This window comes from Extibacter muris, from assembly GCF_004345005.1.
In the GTDB taxonomy this organism is placed as follows: domain Bacteria; phylum Bacillota; class Clostridia; order Lachnospirales; family Lachnospiraceae; genus Extibacter; species Extibacter muris.
This window is the reverse complement of sequence record NZ_SMMX01000001.1, coordinates 207,807-224,318: the sequence shown is the minus strand read 5'-3', so window position 1 is coordinate 224,318 and position 16,512 is coordinate 207,807. Positions and strand designations below refer to the sequence as shown.

15 protein-coding genes and 1 other annotated feature (1 of these 16 cut by a window edge) are annotated in these 16,512 nt (G+C 50.0%); of the genes, 3 read left to right on the top strand and 12 right to left on the bottom strand.

Features of this window, described 5'->3' with window-relative positions; all coding sequences use genetic code 11:
* Nucleotides 1–182 (bottom strand) — a binding site (T-box leader); it reaches 40 nt to the left of the window's first position.
* Between the two features lie 85 nt (nt 183–267).
* Nucleotides 268–936, bottom strand: coding sequence for a peptidoglycan recognition protein family protein (locus E1963_RS01115; protein ID WP_132274149.1), 669 nt, complete (start codon nt 934–936; stop codon nt 268–270).
* Between the two features lie 82 nt (nt 937–1,018).
* On the bottom strand, nt 1,019–2,047 hold the full coding sequence (locus tag E1963_RS01110; protein WP_132274146.1) for an aldose epimerase family protein: 1,029 nt from the start codon (nt 2,045–2,047) through the stop codon (nt 1,019–1,021).
* A 222-nt stretch (nt 2,048–2,269) separates the two neighbouring features.
* Here E1963_RS01110 and E1963_RS01105 point away from each other — a divergent pair, with 222 nt between their 5' ends.
* Complete coding sequence (locus E1963_RS01105) at nt 2,270–2,500, top strand: hypothetical protein (RefSeq protein ID WP_132274144.1); 231 nt, start codon at nt 2,270–2,272, stop codon at nt 2,498–2,500.
* 495 nt (nt 2,501–2,995) lie between these two features.
* On the opposite strand, the gene guaB is transcribed toward E1963_RS01105, so the two are convergent.
* The 10 genes from guaB to sigK form a co-directional block, all read right to left on the bottom strand.
* Complete coding sequence (guaB, locus tag E1963_RS01100; protein ID WP_132274141.1) at nt 2,996–4,450, bottom strand: IMP dehydrogenase; 1,455 nt, start codon at nt 4,448–4,450, stop codon at nt 2,996–2,998.
* Nucleotides 4,451–4,558: 108 nt separating this feature from the next.
* A complete protein-coding gene (locus E1963_RS01095; protein WP_132274138.1) occupies nt 4,559–5,047 on the bottom strand; it encodes a DUF6106 family protein in 489 nt (162 codons plus the stop codon).
* A 385-nt stretch (nt 5,048–5,432) separates the two neighbouring features.
* Nucleotides 5,433–7,058, bottom strand: a complete 1,626-nt coding sequence (gene groL, locus E1963_RS01090; RefSeq protein WP_132274135.1) for a chaperonin GroEL — start codon at nt 7,056–7,058, stop codon at nt 5,433–5,435.
* 47 nt (nt 7,059–7,105) lie between these two features.
* Nucleotides 7,106–7,390, bottom strand: coding sequence for a co-chaperone GroES (locus E1963_RS01085; protein WP_049727532.1), 285 nt, complete (start codon nt 7,388–7,390; stop codon nt 7,106–7,108).
* A 112-nt stretch (nt 7,391–7,502) separates the two neighbouring features.
* A complete protein-coding gene (locus E1963_RS01080; protein ID WP_132274132.1) occupies nt 7,503–7,808 on the bottom strand; it encodes a hypothetical protein in 306 nt (101 codons plus the stop codon).
* 58 nt (nt 7,809–7,866) lie between these two features.
* Nucleotides 7,867–8,649 (bottom strand): GTP-sensing pleiotropic transcriptional regulator CodY, encoded by a 783-nt coding sequence (gene codY, locus E1963_RS01075; RefSeq protein ID WP_066577917.1) that lies wholly within the window; start codon nt 8,647–8,649, stop codon nt 7,867–7,869.
* Nucleotides 8,650–8,716: 67 nt separating this feature from the next.
* Nucleotides 8,717–10,795, bottom strand: coding sequence for a type I DNA topoisomerase (topA, locus tag E1963_RS01070; RefSeq protein WP_132274129.1), 2,079 nt, complete (start codon nt 10,793–10,795; stop codon nt 8,717–8,719).
* Between the two features lie 41 nt (nt 10,796–10,836).
* Nucleotides 10,837–11,919, bottom strand: coding sequence for a DNA-processing protein DprA (gene dprA / locus E1963_RS01065; protein WP_132274509.1), 1,083 nt, complete (start codon nt 11,917–11,919; stop codon nt 10,837–10,839).
* A 10-nt stretch (nt 11,920–11,929) separates the two neighbouring features.
* Complete coding sequence (locus tag E1963_RS01060) at nt 11,930–13,465, bottom strand: YifB family Mg chelatase-like AAA ATPase (RefSeq protein ID WP_132274126.1); 1,536 nt, start codon at nt 13,463–13,465, stop codon at nt 11,930–11,932.
* 172 nt (nt 13,466–13,637) lie between these two features.
* On the bottom strand, nt 13,638–14,207 hold the full coding sequence (gene sigK / locus E1963_RS01055; RefSeq protein ID WP_049727527.1) for an RNA polymerase sporulation sigma factor SigK: 570 nt from the start codon (nt 14,205–14,207) through the stop codon (nt 13,638–13,640).
* Between the two features lie 174 nt (nt 14,208–14,381).
* Between sigK and E1963_RS01050 the strand changes: the two genes are divergently transcribed.
* Together E1963_RS01050 and E1963_RS01045 are read left to right on the top strand one after the other, a co-directional pair.
* A complete protein-coding gene (locus E1963_RS01050; protein ID WP_132274123.1) occupies nt 14,382–15,650 on the top strand; it encodes a sensor histidine kinase in 1,269 nt (422 codons plus the stop codon).
* Entirely contained in the window at nt 15,651–16,505 is an 855-nt protein-coding gene (locus E1963_RS01045; protein ID WP_132274120.1) for a DNA-binding domain-containing protein, read from the top strand. It begins immediately after the preceding gene.
* Nucleotides 16,506–16,512 lie beyond the last annotated feature (7 nt).

Genomic DNA, 16,512 nt, shown 5'->3' with positions numbered 1-16,512 from the left:
TTTTCACTTCAGACTCTCACAAGTCCTATCCCTTAACGCAGGAGTACGACGGTGCTTACTGTCGGTTCAGCACCACAGCTCAGGAATGGTTTTCGTCTGCCTTCTGCCATAAAAAACTTCCACCAAATGTTTTTCTCTCTGCATGGTTCCGATAGATTACTCTTTTCCTTCTCTGCTTTTCTCATGTTAATCGCTGTGTACCAGCTACTTCCCATTATAGCAATACATAATAAAATGTCAACGCATTTTCAGATTATTTTTGATTCTTTATTTCTCGATGGCCGCCTGCACATCAGCCCGGAACTGCTTCCATGCATCTTCATTTTCCACGAAGTATTTCGGGCAGTTCTTCCCCGTCACATCGTAGTGGCGGATGACGTCTTCGCTGTCCAGGTCAAACTTCTTGCAAAGCCACGCACAGAGCTGCACCATAGACTTATATGTCTCATCATTGAACTTTCCCGACTCATCCGGATGGCAGCATTCGATAGACACCGTATCATTATTCCTGCTGTTGGATGCATAGGCAACTTCCCAAGTCGGGACGCACTGGACGATCTCTCCTTCCAGGCCTACTATAAAATTACTGCTTACCTTCGTCTCATGGCTGTCCTTGAGCCCTTCAAAATAGTTCCGGTTATCCATAGCGGTAGCGCCAGGATTGGCCGTATAATGCACGACGATTCCCTTAATCTTGTCCGTCTTCGTTCCGGGCCGTGAATAGGGGTTCTCAGTGAGCAGCTCCACGTCCAGGTCCGGACGGGAAGCATCGATATCACTGCCCTTAAGCTCTATGTAATCATCTGTGAACCAGGCCGGCTTTACAATCCTGAGTATCCCCACCAGCACGATGAGCACGACAAGCACGAGTATTCCGAGCCGTACGTTACGCTGGATCATCCTTCTGCGCCTTGCTTCCGCTATTCTTCTGTCCATATCATCTCTCCAATCATCCTATATCATTCTATCACAGGAAGGAGAAATATTTTATGAAAAAATACTTATAATTTTCTGAATCTTAAAACGCAAATACATAAGACGTATCAGACACGGCCTTTTCTCTGGCCCTCACTACCGGGCTAGCAAAATTGTCCTTATTGACCGCATCGGGGAAATACTGCGTCTCAAAACATATGCCCTGGCGCTTTCCATACAGAGCCCCTTCTTTCCCAGGTTCCTTGTCGAGAAAATTGCCGCTGTACACCTGCATCCCCGGCATATCCGTATAGATGTCCATGCTGATGCCGCTCTCCCGGCAGGAAAAGCTGCCCGCCTTGCGGAAACCGCCGCCGTTCAGAACCCAGTTGTGGTCATAGCCTCCGGCAAGATTCAGTGCTTCAAAATCTGCCTGTATATCCCGCCCGACCGGCTTACGGGCACGGAAATCCATAGGCGTTCCTGCCACTTGACTTATCTCGCCTGTAGGGATAGACTCCTTGTCTGCACGCGTATAGGCATCCGCATCCAGCCACAGCTCCTGCCCCAGTACGTCTCCCGAGGCATGTCCGTTCAGATTGAAATAACTATGGTTTGTCATGTTCACTATCGTATCCGCTTCCGCATCTGCCTCATAATGAATCTTCAGCTCGTTCCTGTCATCCAGACTGTATGTCACCGTTATATCCAGGCCGCCCGGATACCCCTGGTCCCCATCCGGGCTGAACAGACGAAGTACGACATGCCTGTCATCCGCCTCTTCCACTTCCCACAGACGATGGTTGTATGTATCTGGCCCGCTGTGCAGGTTATTGCCATTGTCATTCTTTACAAGCGCATACGTCTGGCCGTTCAGCGTGAACTGCGCGCCCCCGATGCGGTTGGCAACCCTCCCGACGGTCGCCCCGAACGACTGGCCCCCCGCTTCATAGTCACGTGCACAATCATATCCGAGGACAACATCTCTCACCTGGCCGTCCCGTCCCGGCACATATACCGATACGACAGCCGCGCCGTAATCGCTCACGCAGACCGTCATGCCATTCGCGTTCCTGAGTTCGTATAAGCTCGCTTTTTCTCCTTTTTCCGTAATACCAAAATCCCGTACCATCGCAAAACCCTCCTGTCAATCTATTCCCGCGAGCAACGAGCCAAATCCAAGCCCGCTTGGTCTTGGCGACTGCCGCGAGGGTCAAATGCCCGGCAGCTTGCTACGAGGTATTTGACTATCCTAATGATACCGTTCTTTAAGTTCCATGTCCAGCACTGACGGACAGTAAATGGGGGTTTAGTAATGTAGACGCCGCTGGGGAGGTATGGGGCAGATGCTCCGATGCGTCCGGGAACTGCGACTATCACACAGATTCCTAAGCCTGTGGAATGTTCGCCGATAGCGGCTCTCATCCCACGGGCCAAGGAATCTGGTGAGGATTCTCCGTCCCTCCCGCTTAGACCTTCGCATCTGTCCCATACCTCCCCATCGGCTATCTACTTTACTGGCACGGGCGGGAGCGGCTGTGTGACGCTGCCGGCTGATGGAAGGGCTTTGGCTGTGTCAGCATAGTGAAAAGGGGCTAAGCAGGTTGATAACCTTAGTTGAAAGTAATCGTAATGAAGAAGAGCCGGAATCAGGTACGGGGATGTGTATGAGATGACATCCCCTGCCTGGTTCCGGCTCTTCTTGCAGCAACGGCGTGCACGCCTCGCTGCTAATGCTCGACAATGACCAATTTGTTCTCTATGCTGCACATGTTAAGCTTGTTATATTTTATCATTCATCTCACGCAGCCAGCGGCCATCCGCTGGCCAGTAACGCCACACAACCGCCGTCGCCCTTGTTAAGTGAAGTAGATAGCGGGCGGGGAGCCGGGTGGGAGATGCGCAGGTGTAAGCGGAAGAGGCGGAGAATCCGTCCCGGAATCCTTGGTTTGTGGGAGAGGAGCTGCTATCAGCGACTCTGCCGCAAAGCTAGGAGGCCGTGGGCTAGTCGGAGCCTCGGACGCATCGGAGCAGATGCCACCCGGCTCCCTGCCCGCGGTCTGGTTTACTAAACTCCTATTTACTCATCTACGCTATAGTTCGGCGCTTCTTTCGTGATGTGTATGTCATGGGGGTGGCTCTCTTTTAAGGATGCCGCTGATATCTTCACAAACTGTGCCTTCGTCTTCAGATCTTCGATGGTGCCTGTTCCGCAGTAGCCCATGCCTGAGCGCAGGCCGCCCATAAGCTGGAATACCGTGTCCTCGACCGTGCCTTTGTATGCGACACGTCCTTCCACGCCTTCCGGTACGAGTTTCTTGGCGTCTGTCTGGAAGTAACGGTCTTTGCTGCCGTTTTCCATAGCCGCGATGGAGCCCATGCCACGGTACACTTTATATTTTCTTCCCTGGAACAGCTCGAACGTTCCGGGACTCTCATCACATCCGGCAAAGATGCTGCCCATCATACAAACATTGGCTCCGGCGGCGATTGCCTTCGTCATATCGCCGGAGTATTTGATGCCGCCGTCGGCAATGATCGGGATACCATACTTGTCCGCGACTTCATAGCTATTCATAACTGCCGTAATCTGCGGCACGCCGATGCCTGCCACGATACGGGTCGTACAGATGGAGCCTGGGCCGATACCAACTTTGACCGCATCTACCCCGGCTTTGATAAGCGCTCCGGCACCCTCTCCGGTAGCAACATTTCCGGCGATTACCTGAAGATCCGGGAACTTTGTCTTCACCATATCCACAGTCTTCAGAACATTGGCCGAATGGCCATGAGCCGAATCCATGACAATCACGTCGACCTTGGCATTTACAAGCTCCTGCACACGGTCGATACAGTTGGCGGTAATGCCTACCGCAGCGCCGCAGAGCAGGCGTCCCTGTTCATCTTTGGCAGACAGAGGATATTTTATCTGCTTTTCGATGTCTTTTATCGTAATAAGCCCTTTCAGGTTAAAATCTTCGTCTACGATCGGAAGCTTCTCTTTCCGTGCCTTCGCCAGAATCTTCTTCGCCTCGTTCAGCGTGATGCCTTCCGGCGCAGTGATAAGCCCTTCCGATGTCATGGATTCCTTAATCTTCTTTGAGAAGTCTTCTTCAAATTTCAAATCACGGTTCGTAATAATGCCGACCAGCTTTTTCCCCTCTGTTATCGGCACGCCGGAAATCCGGAACTTGGACATGAGGTCATTGGCATCTGCCAGCGTATGCTCCGGTGACAGGTAGAAAGGATCCGTAATTACCCCATTTTCAGACCGCTTTACCTTGTCCACTTCCTCGGCCTGCCGCTCGATAGGCATATTCTTATGGATGATACCGATTCCGCCCTGCCTCGCCATAGCAATCGCCATACGGTGCTCCGTAACCGTATCCATGCCTGCGCTCATCATCGGTATGTTCAGCTTGATATTCTTCGTCAGGTATGTTGACAGATCAACTTGGTTTGGAATCACTTCTGAATAGCTTGGTACGAGCAGAACATCATCAAATGTAATACCTTCTCCAATAATTTTTCCCATGATATTCTTATCCTCTCTTTCTTCCGTCTGTTGTTATGATTTAACTGCTATAATAACCAATGATGCCCGCACTTGTCAACCGCTTTTTATTTTATTTTGCGGAACATGCTACAGGGCGACCTTCCTCGGTGCCAGCATCTTAAATCCTTCTATAATCGTATCATTAGGCTCAAATATCACTTTCTTCTTCTGTCCCCTGTCGATGACGACCAAGGCGTAAAGGCGCGCCCCTTCGTTCCTCGAGCTGAAATCGAATGGCTTTGCGTCCGCGTGCTGCCGCAGTTCCAGATCCTTTACAGGCGCCAGAAGTTCCAAATCGCTGACATGCGCGGAGAATACTCTCTTTCGCTTCGCCTTGTTCATAATCTTGTCAATATCCAGATCTCCGTTCACATACAAGTATTCGTATTCCACATTCATCCTTCTGAACATGAATACATCAAGCACGATCATTCCCACAGGTAGGATAATCCCGAAAGGGAACAGGAATACGATAAGAACTGATACGATGGTGAGCGCCACAAGCAGCGCTTTGATAAACACATCCTTCATATCCGCCCTTTTCTTTACAAGTTGTTCCGTATAATAATCGCTCATCTGCAAATCCTCCAAATTAATAGGTGTAATTATTGTAACACATATTAGCGTCAGTTTACAAGGGCACACACGCCTCGCACCGTAGTTTTTGGCTTATTTGCGGCGTTAACGTCAATCGGCGTACGTCCAGTACGCCTCATTCCGTTTCCTTGCAGATAAGCCAAAAGCTTCGGACGAGGTCATAGAGTTTTGAATTGCCATTTTGTGATTATGCAAGGCAGACGATTGATGCGTGCTGGCTGCACGCTGATTGAGAATAACGTGGCAGAATCACAAAATGCCAGTTCAAAACCGTGTGTGCCCTTGTAAACTGACGCTATGGCAAAAAGAAAACTCCCCGTGAGAGGAGTTTTCAAAATTTTCATACTTTAGGAGATGCCGGTGATTACATCATTCCCATGCCGCCCGCGCCGCCTGCCGGCATAGGAGGTACATCTTCTTTGATGTTGGCGACTACTGATTCTGTCGTAAGCAGTGTGGAAGCAACGCTTGTAGCGTTCTGAAGCGCACTTCTCGTTACCTTCGCAGGATCCAGGATGCCGTTTTCTACCATGTCTACATACTCTTCTGTCAGTACGTCAAATCCTGTTCCTGATTTAGATTCATTAACCTTGTTGATAATTACAGAACCTTCCAGCCCTGCATTTGCCGCAATGTGGAACAGTGGAGCTTCCAGTGATTTCAATACGACGTTAGCGCCTGTCTTCTCATCGCCGGTAAGCTTCTGCGCAAGCGCTTCCACTTCTTTGGCTGCATGGATGTATGCGGAACCGCCGCCTGCGATAATGCCTTCCTCTACAGCCGCCCTTGTTGCTGCCAGGGCATCTTCCATACGGAGCTTCGCTTCCTTCATCTCTGTCTCTGTCGCTGCCCCTACACGGATAACTGCAACGCCGCCTGCCAGCTTTGCGAGTCTTTCCTGTAATTTTTCTCTGTCAAAGTCAGATGTCGTCTCTTCAATCTGCTTCTTAATCTGAGACACTCTGTCTGTAATCTTATCTTTTTCGCCCATGCCGTCAACGATAACCGTATTTTCTTTCTGCACTTTGACGGATTTCGCACGTCCAAGCTGATCCATTGTCGTCTCTTTCAGGTCAAGGCCAAGCTCTTCTGATATCACCTGTCCGCCTGTGAGGATCGCGATGTCCTGCAGCATCTCTTTTCTTCTGTCTCCATATCCCGGAGCCTTGACAGCTGCGACATTGAATGTACCGCGCAGTTTGTTCACGATCAATGTGGTGAGCGCTTCACCTTCGATATCCTCTGCGATGATAAGAAGCCTTGAGCCGGACTGTACAATCTGTTCAAGCAGCGGAAGAATCTCCTGGATATTGGATATCTTCTTGTCTGTAATGAGGATGTATGGATCTTCCAGGTTTGCTTCCATCTTATCCATATCTGTTGCCATATATGCGGAAATGTATCCGCGGTCAAACTGCATACCTTCCACGAGGTCAAGCTCTGTCTTCATCGTCTTGGACTCTTCAATCGTGATGACGCCGTCGTTGGATACCTTCTCCATCGCGTCTGCTACCATCTCGCCTACCTCCTGGTCTCCTGCGGAGATAGCGGCAACCTTGGCAATCTGCTCTTTGTCTTTGATCTTGCTGGACATGCCTGCAATGGCTTCTACTGCTACGTCCGTAGCTTTCTTCATGCCTTTGCGGAGAATGATCGGATTGGCTCCGGCCGCCAGGTTCTTGATTCCTTCGTGTACCATCGCCTGTGCAAGCACGGTAGCTGTCGTCGTTCCGTCACCTGCCACGTCGTTCGTCTTGGATGCCACTTCTTTGATGAGCTGAGCCCCCATATTCTCAAATGCGTCTTCCAGCTCGATCTCCTTGGCAATCGTAACGCCATCGTTTGTTATCAGCGGTGCCCCGAAAGATTTGTCGAGCACTACGTTGCGTCCTTTTGGTCCAAGCGTTACCCTTACCGTATCTGCCAGCTGGTTTACTCCTGATTCTAATGCTGCTCTTGCTTCAGCGCCGTATTTAATTTCCTTTGCCATAATTATCTGCCTCCTAAATTATATTAATATTTCCTACTCAAAAGCTGCTACTTAAGTATTGCCAGGATGTCATCCTGCTTTACGATAATGAACTCTTCTTCATCAACTTCGACTGTCGTGCCGGCATATTTGGAATAAATAACCTGCTGCCCTTCTTCTACGTTCATCTGGACTTCCTTGCCGTCCACTACCCCACCAGGCCCTACAGCTACTACTTCCGCCTGCTGCGGTTTCTCTTTTGACTGGCCCGGTAATACGATACCTGACTTTGTAGTCTCTTCTGCAACTAATTGTTTCAATACAACTCTGTCTCCTAATGGTACTAATTTCATATTTACTCCTCCTTATTGTTATCTATTTTGTCAGCACTCACGAAAAGAGAGTGCTAAAAGACTCTAGATATAAAATAGCACTCTCTTTTTATTTTGTCAACACACTTTATATTTAGTTTACAACTTTTTTATAAAATCCGTTCCTGAGCCGGAATACCATCACCTGTCCAAGCTTGTTCCAGTAGCGTTCCGTTATGCTGCCGCTGCACTCGACGAGCCCTTCCTCCGCCGCTATCGTACATCTGTAGATTCCGTCCAGGGAAAATACCGGCAGCTCCGTCCGTTTCGATAATAAATATATCCGTTCTTCCTCCGGTTTATACGTTATGATCTCGCATTGATATATCGTCGGATCAAAAAAGCCCTCATCGAGTATCATCCGCTCCATCTGCATGTCCACAGGCCTTCCCTCGTACATATTAACTGCTCCCTTCAAAATAAGGGTATCAGTTTCCCGATACCCTTTTATTCCTATATTATTTCATTCGCTCAGCCTTGATCCGTTCAAGCTCTGTAAACACATAGTCGTTCACCACTTTGATATACGTGCCCTTCATACCGGATGACCGTGACTCTATGACGCCTGCACTCTCAAACTTGCGCAGCGCGTTGACGATGACTGACCTTGTGATTCCGACCCTGTCGGCAATCTTGCTCGCCACCAGGATGCCTTCGGTGCCATCCAGTTCCTCAAAGATATGGATAATCGCCTCCAGCTCGGAATATGAGAGCGTGCTGATTGCAGACTGGACGATATGCTCCTTCCTCGTCTCCTCGGCACTCTCTTCATTGACCGACCGCAACATCTCAAGACCGACTACCGTCGTTCCGTATTCGCTCAGGATGATATCGTCTATCTCGTATACTTCATCCTTCTTATAGATAAATAATGTGCCGAGCCTCTCGCCCGCAATATCGATAGGGGTTATGATGGCCTGGTAGCCCTTTACGGCATCTTCCGAAAAGCCGAGCGTCTGAAGGTTTACATTCTCCTTCGTGGAAAGTATGCTCAGAAGACGTTCATTTAACATCTCATCAATATGCTTGCCGACTTCCTGTTCAATCAGTTCCCTGATGACCGGCACGCCGTCCGCCCTGCTTCCCCCAAGAATCTTGCCTTTCTTGCTCACCACCAGCACGTTAGATTCTAATATCTCTGTGAGCACTTCACATATATCGTTAAATACTACTTTGCTGGAATTATTATTATGAAGTAATTTATTGATTTTTCTGGTTTTATCTAACAATTGTACACTCATTCACATTCCTCCATCCTTTGAATGCTATATTATCATACAATTCATTTTTTTTCAATCAATTTCCTAATTATTTTTTATTATTTTCCTTATTTTCTACATATCCACATTGTTCACTGCTGCAGAGCAGTTTATTCCCCTTTTCGACCATGTAGCTTCCGCACCGAGGGCACTTCTTCGTGGACGGTTTCTGCCATGACATGAATTCGCAGTCAGGATTGTCCTCGCATCCATAGTATTTCCTTCCCTTCTTCGTCTTGCGGATGACCACATCCTTGCCGCACACAGGGCACGGAACCCCTACCTTCTCCAGATAAGGCTTCGTATTCCTGCAGTCCGGGAAGCCCGGGCAGGCAAGGAACCGGCCGTGTGGACCATATTTTATTACCATGTTGCGGCCGCACTGGTCGCAGATGACATCCGTCACTTCATCCTCAATCTTGACCTTCTCAAGCTCTTCCTCTGCAAGATTCACCGCGTCTTCCAAATCTGGATAAAAATTCTCAATAATCGTCTTCCACTTCACCTTGCCTTCCGCCACTCCGTCCAGCAGGCTTTCCATATTGGCGGTAAAGTTGACATCTACGATACTCGGAAATGACTGTTTCATCATGTTGTTCACGACTTCGCCAAGTTCTGTGATATAGAGGTTCTTATTTTCTTTTGCCACATATCGTCTGGCGATGATGGTGGAGATTGTAGGCGCATACGTACTTGGACGGCCGATTCCCAGCTCCTCCAGCGTCTTCACAAGCCCCGCCTCCGTATAGTGTGCCGGCGGCTGTGTAAAATGCTGCTTTGTGTCTAAACTTTCTTTCGTAAGCTTCGTGTCCATATCAAGGCCTCTGAGCAGCACGTTCCCTGTCTCTTTCTCCTCGTCCGCCTCCGTATATACGGAACGGAACCCCTCAAACGCGATCTTCGAGGCTGCTACGGTAAAACGGTAATCTCCCGCGGCGATCTTAACAGATGTCGTCTCATATCTTGCCGGCTGCATCCTGCTGGCGACAAAACGTTTCCATACGAGCTGGTAGAGGCGGAACTGGTCTCTTGTAAGCGATTCTTTCATGGCTGCAGGCGTCCTTGTCACGTCGGAAGGACGGATAGCCTCATGGGCGTCCTGAATCTTTTTATCGTCTTTTCCTTTTGCGCTGCCTGCTGCTACATATTCTGTTCCGTAATGCTCACCGATATACGCTCTTGCGCTTTCGTCTGCCTCATCCGATATTCTCGTGGAATCTGTACGCAGATATGTGATCAGGCCGACGGTTCCGTTTCCTTTGATGTCTATCCCCTCATAGAGCTGCTGCGCAATCCTCATCGTCTTCTGTGTCGCAAAGTTCAGCGCTTTCGAGGCTTCCTGCTGGAGCGTACTCGTCGTAAAAGGTACCGGCGCTTTTTTCACACGTTCCCCTTTTTTGATATCTGCGACGGAATAGTCCGCTTTCTCTACTTCTGCCAGTATCCTGTCCAGCTCTTCTTTGGATCCGATCGTCATCTTCTTGTCTTTCGTACCGTAGAATTTGGCTGTCAGAAGCTTCTTTTCACCTTCTACGTTCAAGTTCGCGTCAAGGGTCCAGTATTCCTCAGGGATGAACGCATTGATCTCTTCTTCCCTGTCGGCGATGATTCTGAGCGCAACCGACTGTACGCGGCCCGCGCTTAACCCTCTCTTTACCTTGGCCCAAAGAAGAGGGCTTATCTTGTAACCCACGACACGGTCGAGCACACGCCGGGCCTGCTGCGCATCCACCAGATCCATGTCGATTTCCCTTGCATTTTTCAAGGAAGCTTTGACTGCACTTTTGGTAATCTCGTTAAAACTGATACGGTACACTTTTTTATTTTCAAGCTTCAGTGCCTGCTTCAGGTGCCATGAGATGGCCTCCCCCTCACGATCGGGGTCGGTCGCAAGATATATCTTATCGGCCTTCTTGACTTCTTTTCTCAAGTTGGCAAGAATCTCTCCCTTACCTCTGATGGTGATATATTTGGGCTCATAGTCATTTTCCGGGTCCACGCCGAGCTGGCTCTTCGGCAGATCCCGCACATGACCGTTCGATGCGGTTACCGCATAATTGCTCCCCAAAAACTTTTTAATTGTCTTCACCTTGGCAGGTGACTCCACGATTACAAGATTACGTGCCATATATTGCTTCCTCCATTATTAACTAGCCGTCCGTTTTATTTTCATCTGTTTGATCTCACATAATAATTCTTAGATATTTCCTTGATATATCCCTTCAATTCCAATGTAACCAGACGCTCCAGAAGCTCCCCGGGGGCTAATCCGGTCTCCTCTGCGAGCTGGCCCATGCTCTTCGGACATAAACCGAGACAACTATACACCATATTTTCGGGACTTTCAAGCATTTTTTCATTTTTGTCAGATTTTAGGCCAAAGCTGCTGACAGGTATTCCCATATCTGCAAGCAGCTCATCGGGGGAAGAAAGGATGCCCGCGCCCTGCCTGATCAGATTGTTGCATCCACGGCTTAACGGGCTTGTCACAGGCCCCGGAAGGACATAGATGTCCTTTCCCTGTTCCAGTGCAGCATCGGCTGTGATAAGGGAGCCGCTCTTCTCTCTTGCCTCCATGACAAGCACGATATCAGCCAGGGCGCTGATGATCCTGTTCCGTTTCGGAAAGTAGGCGCGCAGCGGCTGTGTCTGCGGGGGATGCTCCGAGAGGATGCCCCCATGCTTCTGGATGTCCATATAGAGTCCTATATGTTCCCGCGGGTAGCATAGATCTGCTCCGCAGCCGAGTACGGCGTAAGTGCTGCCGCCGGCATCCAGCGCCGCCCTCTGTCCGGTTCCGTCGATGCCGAGTGCCATTCCGCTGATAATCTCTACGCCTGCCTGAGCCAGCCTGCTGGCAAATCTTTCTGTCTGCCCAGTGCCATATGCACTGCATCTCCTAGCGCCAACGATGGCTGCCGCAGGTCTTGCAGGGTCGGGAAGCCGCCCTTTTACATATAACGCATAGGGCGGGTCTGCCGTTTCCTTAAGCCGTCCGGGATATCCTTTGTGGAAATAGGGAACAAGGCTAATGCTTTTATCGCATAATTCCCTATAATTCTTCTCCACATCCCATATTCTGCGGGAGGCTATGACGGCCTCCGCTTCTTTCGTACTTAGATACTCTGTAAAATAGAGTCTCGTTTCTTCTATATAATATATCTGACTTGCATCCGTATATTCGGAACGAAGCATTATTTTTTTACGGGCGGGCACGTGCCTGATGCATGCAAGCCAGTATTCATAAGCCATTTCCATACATTTACCTCCCCCAGTACTTTTTATTCATCATCCGGTATCCGATTGCCTCTTTGATATGCGCCGCACTGATATTATCGGCTCCTGCCAGGTCGGCTATCGTTCGGGCCACCCGTATGGTCTTATGGTACGTTCTGGCCGTGAGCCCCATCCTTTCAAATGCCTGTGCTATGACAGATTCTTCTTCATGCCCTAGGCTGCAGTAATTCTTCAGCTCTTTGGCAGGCAGGGAGGCGTTGGCCACCGATCCTAGTGTATGATACCGGTTTTTCTGGCGCTCTCTTGCCAGGCATACGCGCTCTCTTATCGCCTGCGAGCTTTCCCCCTCATCTTCCGCCTTCAAGCTTCGGTAATCGACTCTCGGAGCCTCCACGCATATATCGATTCTGTCCAGGAACGGCTGGCTGATCTTGGCAAGGTAGTGCTGTATCTGTCCCGGCGTGCAGGTGCATCGCTCCAGATCCGGGTAGTTCCCGCACGGGCAAGGATTCAAAGCGGCAACGAGGATGAAATCCGCGGGGAATACGTAGCTTCCATGCTTCCTCGTAATCCGTATCGTTTTCTCCTCCAGCGGCTGCCGCAGCACTTCCAGCACCGGCTTCTGGAATTCTGTCAGCTCGTCCAGAAACAGTACCCCGCCGTGCGCCAGGCTGATTTCGCCCGGGGTCGGTATCATTCCTCCCCCGATGAGGGCACTCCTCGTAACCGTATGATGTACGCTTCTGTACGGACGCTCTGCCACGAGGGGATGCTCCTTGTCCACCAGACCCATGATGCTATATACCTTTGTAATCTCAAGGCTCTCTTCCAGTGTCAATGGGGGGAGTATCGTCGGTATCCTCCTGGCTATCATCGACTTTCCACTTCCCGGAGGTCCGACCAGGAGGATATTGTGGCCTCCTGCTACAGCAACCTCTACGGCCCGCTTCACAGCTTCCTGTCCGTATATCTCCCTGTAGTCAGGCTGCGGCCTGGCAGGGCCGCGCAGGCCATGCGGCACCTTGTACTGCTCCGGTTCCGGCTCATGTAAGCCGTTGAGATAGCCACACACTTCTTTCAGCCATTCGGCCCCGATTATCCGGATGCCATCTACAAGGGACGCTTCTGCCGCGTTGGCTTTCGGGAGGATGCACGTGTGGCACCCGGCTTTCCGTGCCGCCATCACGATCGGAAGGATGCCTGCCACCTCCCTCAGCCGGCCATCCAGGCTCAGTTCGCCGATGATGAGCGTACGTGCAAGGCTTTCTTCCGGCACAAGCGTCAGTGACGCCAGGATAGCGGCGGCAATCGGCAGGTCGAACGCCGCACCTCTTTTCTTCACGTCTGCAGGCGACAGGTTGATGACTATCTTTTTCGCCGGAAGTTCTATTCCGGTATTGCGCACAGCAGTGCGCACCCGCTCAGACGCTTCTTTCACCTCTGATGACAGGTAGCCTACCATATGGAACATAGGGAGGCCGTTGCTGATGTCTGCTTCCACATGGACGAATTCAACCGAAAGCCCTTCTATGGCCGCAGACAGTACTGTACTGAAACTCATTTGCATTCTCCTTTTCATTGTTCATATTGCTTTTTGCTGGGTCAGTGGCCGATGCTGGCCGGATTTGCCTTCCGGGGCCAGAATGCCCCGGAAAATGTAGAACTATCATAACGAATAAGGCGGATGATGTCAATAGGACTCTAAAAAGTGCAATAGAAAAGCTGCGCGGGCATTAAAAATACTCGCGCAGCTTTTCTATTGCACTTTTCTCAATCCTTGACACATAAGAACGAGAGATGCCTAAGCGTCTGGCTATCTCCCGCTGCGTATACTCTTCTTCATTATACAGGCCATATCTCATCTTCAGCACAAGACGCTCCCTCTGTGAGAGCTCTCCTTCCACCTTCTCATAAAGAAGCCGTATATCATCCTTCAGTGCGACTTTCCTGTGCGCATCATCCTCGTCGGTCTCGATTATGTCAAACAGCTGGATTTCATTTCCTTCGCGGTCTGTACCTATCGGTTCGTAGAGTGATACTTCTTTGGATGACTTCTTTTTTGAACGGAGATACATCAAAATCTCATTTTCGATACAACGGGCCGCATAAGTTCCGAGGCGGACGCTTTTATCGGGGTTAAAGGTCACCACAGCTTTTATGAGTCCGATTGTGCCGATCGAGAGCAGGTCTTCGTTGTCTTCTTCCAGTGACTGGTACTTCTTAACGATATGAGCAACGAGGCGCAGGTTCCGTTCTATGAGAACATGTTTTGCTTCAAGGTCTCCCTCCGTATATTTTTGCATGTAATATCTTTCTTCCGAGGCAGTGAGGGGTTGGGGAAAAGATTTCAAGGAAAGCACCTCTTGGCGTATTTGATATAGTCTATGTGAAAGCAGAAGCTTTTGTGCTTTTCCATATAAAATTTTCCTATACAAAGGGGCTGGAAGACGCTATATTAGATAGGAGAGAGGTATATCATGAAAAAGTATTTTGGAAGCATTATCTTCTTCAGCATGGCCATAACAGTGGCAGCGCAGCTTAATATCAACCTGTTTATCACGGATTTCAAACTGTCTGTCGCCGTCATATGCTTTCCGGCGTTTTTATTTATCGCGCAGTCTTTCCCGGTCATACCGGTAACCGTGTTCGGGGCCGTGGGAGTATTTGCATCCAGGCTGCTGCTCGTCTGGCTGCAGAATGGCCGTCTGTCAGGGGCGGTTCGGTCTTATTATCCGGAAGTTATCTTCTATCTCTGTTACGGGCTGGCTTTCTATCTTTACACCCGCAGTCTCGGGGGCAGCCGTCTTGACCGGAACCGGGCTATCCTGCCGCTCTTTGCCATAGATTACGGTGCCAATCTGATAGAGCTTCTGTTCCGCATCCGTCTCGAAGCATTTACACCGAAGGCTCAGGCAAGCATACTGCTGGCTGCCGCCGCCCGCACTGCCGTAATATGGTGTGTCCTGACCGTGTTTGCACATTACAGGCTGCTTCTGCTCAAGCAGGAGCATGAGGAACGCTACAAACGGCTTGTCCTGCTTATCTCCAAGCTGGACGGCGAGGTCATGTGGATGAAGAAGAACACCACGCTTATCGAAGATACGATGAACACTTCCTACCGCCTTTACGAACGGTTGAAGGAGAGGGACGAGAGCAGCCCGCTCGCCAGATCTGCGCTTAAGGTAGCCAAAGACATCCACGAGGTCAAGAAGGAATATCTGCTCATCATGAGGGGAATCTCAGAGACGCTCGATGAAGAGCTGGAGGGGGACGGCATGTACCTGGATGAGCTGCTGGAACTTCTGAAGGATACGATGATACGGTCTGCTGCAGAGCATAAGAAGAAGCTGACGATGGAAACGGACTGCCGCGACCGGGTCTACACGAACCGGCACTATGCCCTTATGTCCATCTTCCGGAACCTGTTCGTCAATGCGCTGGAAGCGGCTGAAAAGGATGAAGTACATATATATGTGAAAGAACAGGCAGAGGAGGACATGTTCATCTTTACTGTTACGGATGACGGACCCGGTGTCCGTGAGGAAGACCAGGCTGATATATTCAAGGCCGGCTTTTCGACCAAGATAAACTTTTCTACTGGTGAGGTGAACCGGGGACTTGGGCTGAATCTCGTCAAAGATCTGGTCGAGGGCCAGTTCGGAGGAACGCTTGCACTCTCATCCATTCCCGGAAGCACTACATTTACCATTAGAATTCCTCAAGAAAAAATGAAGGTGGTCGTATAGATGAAATTTTACTTGATCGATGATGACAGGAACATACTGAATATACTGAAGCTGATTATCACCACCCGGAATCTCGGCACCGTGTGCGGGACATCGTTAAGCGGCTGTGATGCGCTGGAAGACGTGCGTCTGCTTGCCCCCGACATTATCATCGTGGATCTGCTCATGGCTGACATGGACGGCATCACTTTTGTCAGAAAAGCGGACGAGTTCCTCTCAGAGACGGCATTTATCATGCTGTCCCAGGTGTCTTCCAAGGATATGATAGGCTCGGCGTATGAAGCAGGTGTCGAATACTTCATACAGAAGCCGGTGAACAGCGTAGAGGTGGAAAATGTCATAGCAAAGGTGAGCCGGCAGCTTTCCATGCAGCGGACGATACAGAAGATGCAGAACATATTTATGGATGAGATGTCATCCAACTCTCCTGAACCGGAACGGACGACATCTTCCGCCGCTGCTTCGAGAACGGTGCTGACGAATATCCTTCAGCGTCTTGGCATCAGCGGAGATATTGGAAGCCGGGATATCGTCATGGCGGTGGAATATCTGCTGGAGCACGATGGCCAGATCAACGACATGACGCTCGGGGAGCTGTGCGGGAGGTTCAGTGATTCACCGAAGTCCATGGAACAGCGTATCCGGCGGGCAGCCAACACAGGGATGGTAAACCTTGCCCATCTTGGCATCGAGGATTATGGCAATGACATTTTTACAGAATATTCCAATACACTTTACAATTTTGAACAGGTGCGCAGGGAGATGGACTATATCCGGGGAAAGAGCGACCGGCATGGCAATGTTAAGATCAAGAACTTCCTGAATGCGCTTGTCGTATACAGCCAGAACCAGTAGGATTAAT

Excerpts from the sequence above, each read along its gene's own strand:
- dprA (WP_132274509.1), bottom strand. The coding sequence starts at position 11,919 with ATGGCTTATGAATACTGGCTTGCATGCATCAGGCACGTGCCCGCCCGT.
- E1963_RS01060 (WP_132274126.1), bottom strand. The coding sequence starts at position 13,465 with ATGAGTTTCAGTACAGTACTGTCTGCGGCCATAGAAGGGCTTTCGGTT.
- E1963_RS01045 (WP_132274120.1), top strand. The coding sequence starts at position 15,651 with ATGAAATTTTACTTGATCGATGATGACAGGAACATACTGAATATACTG.
- E1963_RS01085 (WP_049727532.1), bottom strand. The coding sequence starts at position 7,390 with ATGAAATTAGTACCATTAGGAGACAGAGTTGTATTGAAACAATTAGTT.
- topA (WP_132274129.1), bottom strand. The coding sequence starts at position 10,795 with ATGGCACGTAATCTTGTAATCGTGGAGTCACCTGCCAAGGTGAAGACA.
- sigK (WP_049727527.1), bottom strand. The coding sequence starts at position 14,207 with ATGCAAAAATATACGGAGGGAGACCTTGAAGCAAAACATGTTCTCATA.
- E1963_RS01105 (WP_132274144.1), top strand. The coding sequence starts at position 2,270 with ATGCGTCCGGGAACTGCGACTATCACACAGATTCCTAAGCCTGTGGAA.
- groL (WP_132274135.1), bottom strand. The coding sequence starts at position 7,058 with ATGGCAAAGGAAATTAAATACGGCGCTGAAGCAAGAGCAGCATTAGAA.
- E1963_RS01080 (WP_132274132.1), bottom strand. The coding sequence starts at position 7,808 with ATGTACGAGGGAAGGCCTGTGGACATGCAGATGGAGCGGATGATACTC.
- E1963_RS01110 (WP_132274146.1), bottom strand. The coding sequence starts at position 2,047 with ATGGTACGGGATTTTGGTATTACGGAAAAAGGAGAAAAAGCGAGCTTA.
- guaB (WP_132274141.1), bottom strand. The coding sequence starts at position 4,450 with ATGGGAAAAATTATTGGAGAAGGTATTACATTTGATGATGTTCTGCTC.
- E1963_RS01095 (WP_132274138.1), bottom strand. The coding sequence starts at position 5,047 with ATGAGCGATTATTATACGGAACAACTTGTAAAGAAAAGGGCGGATATG.
- E1963_RS01050 (WP_132274123.1), top strand. The coding sequence starts at position 14,382 with ATGAAAAAGTATTTTGGAAGCATTATCTTCTTCAGCATGGCCATAACA.
- E1963_RS01115 (WP_132274149.1), bottom strand. The coding sequence starts at position 936 with ATGGACAGAAGAATAGCGGAAGCAAGGCGCAGAAGGATGATCCAGCGT.
- codY (WP_066577917.1), bottom strand. The coding sequence starts at position 8,649 with ATGAGTGTACAATTGTTAGATAAAACCAGAAAAATCAATAAATTACTT.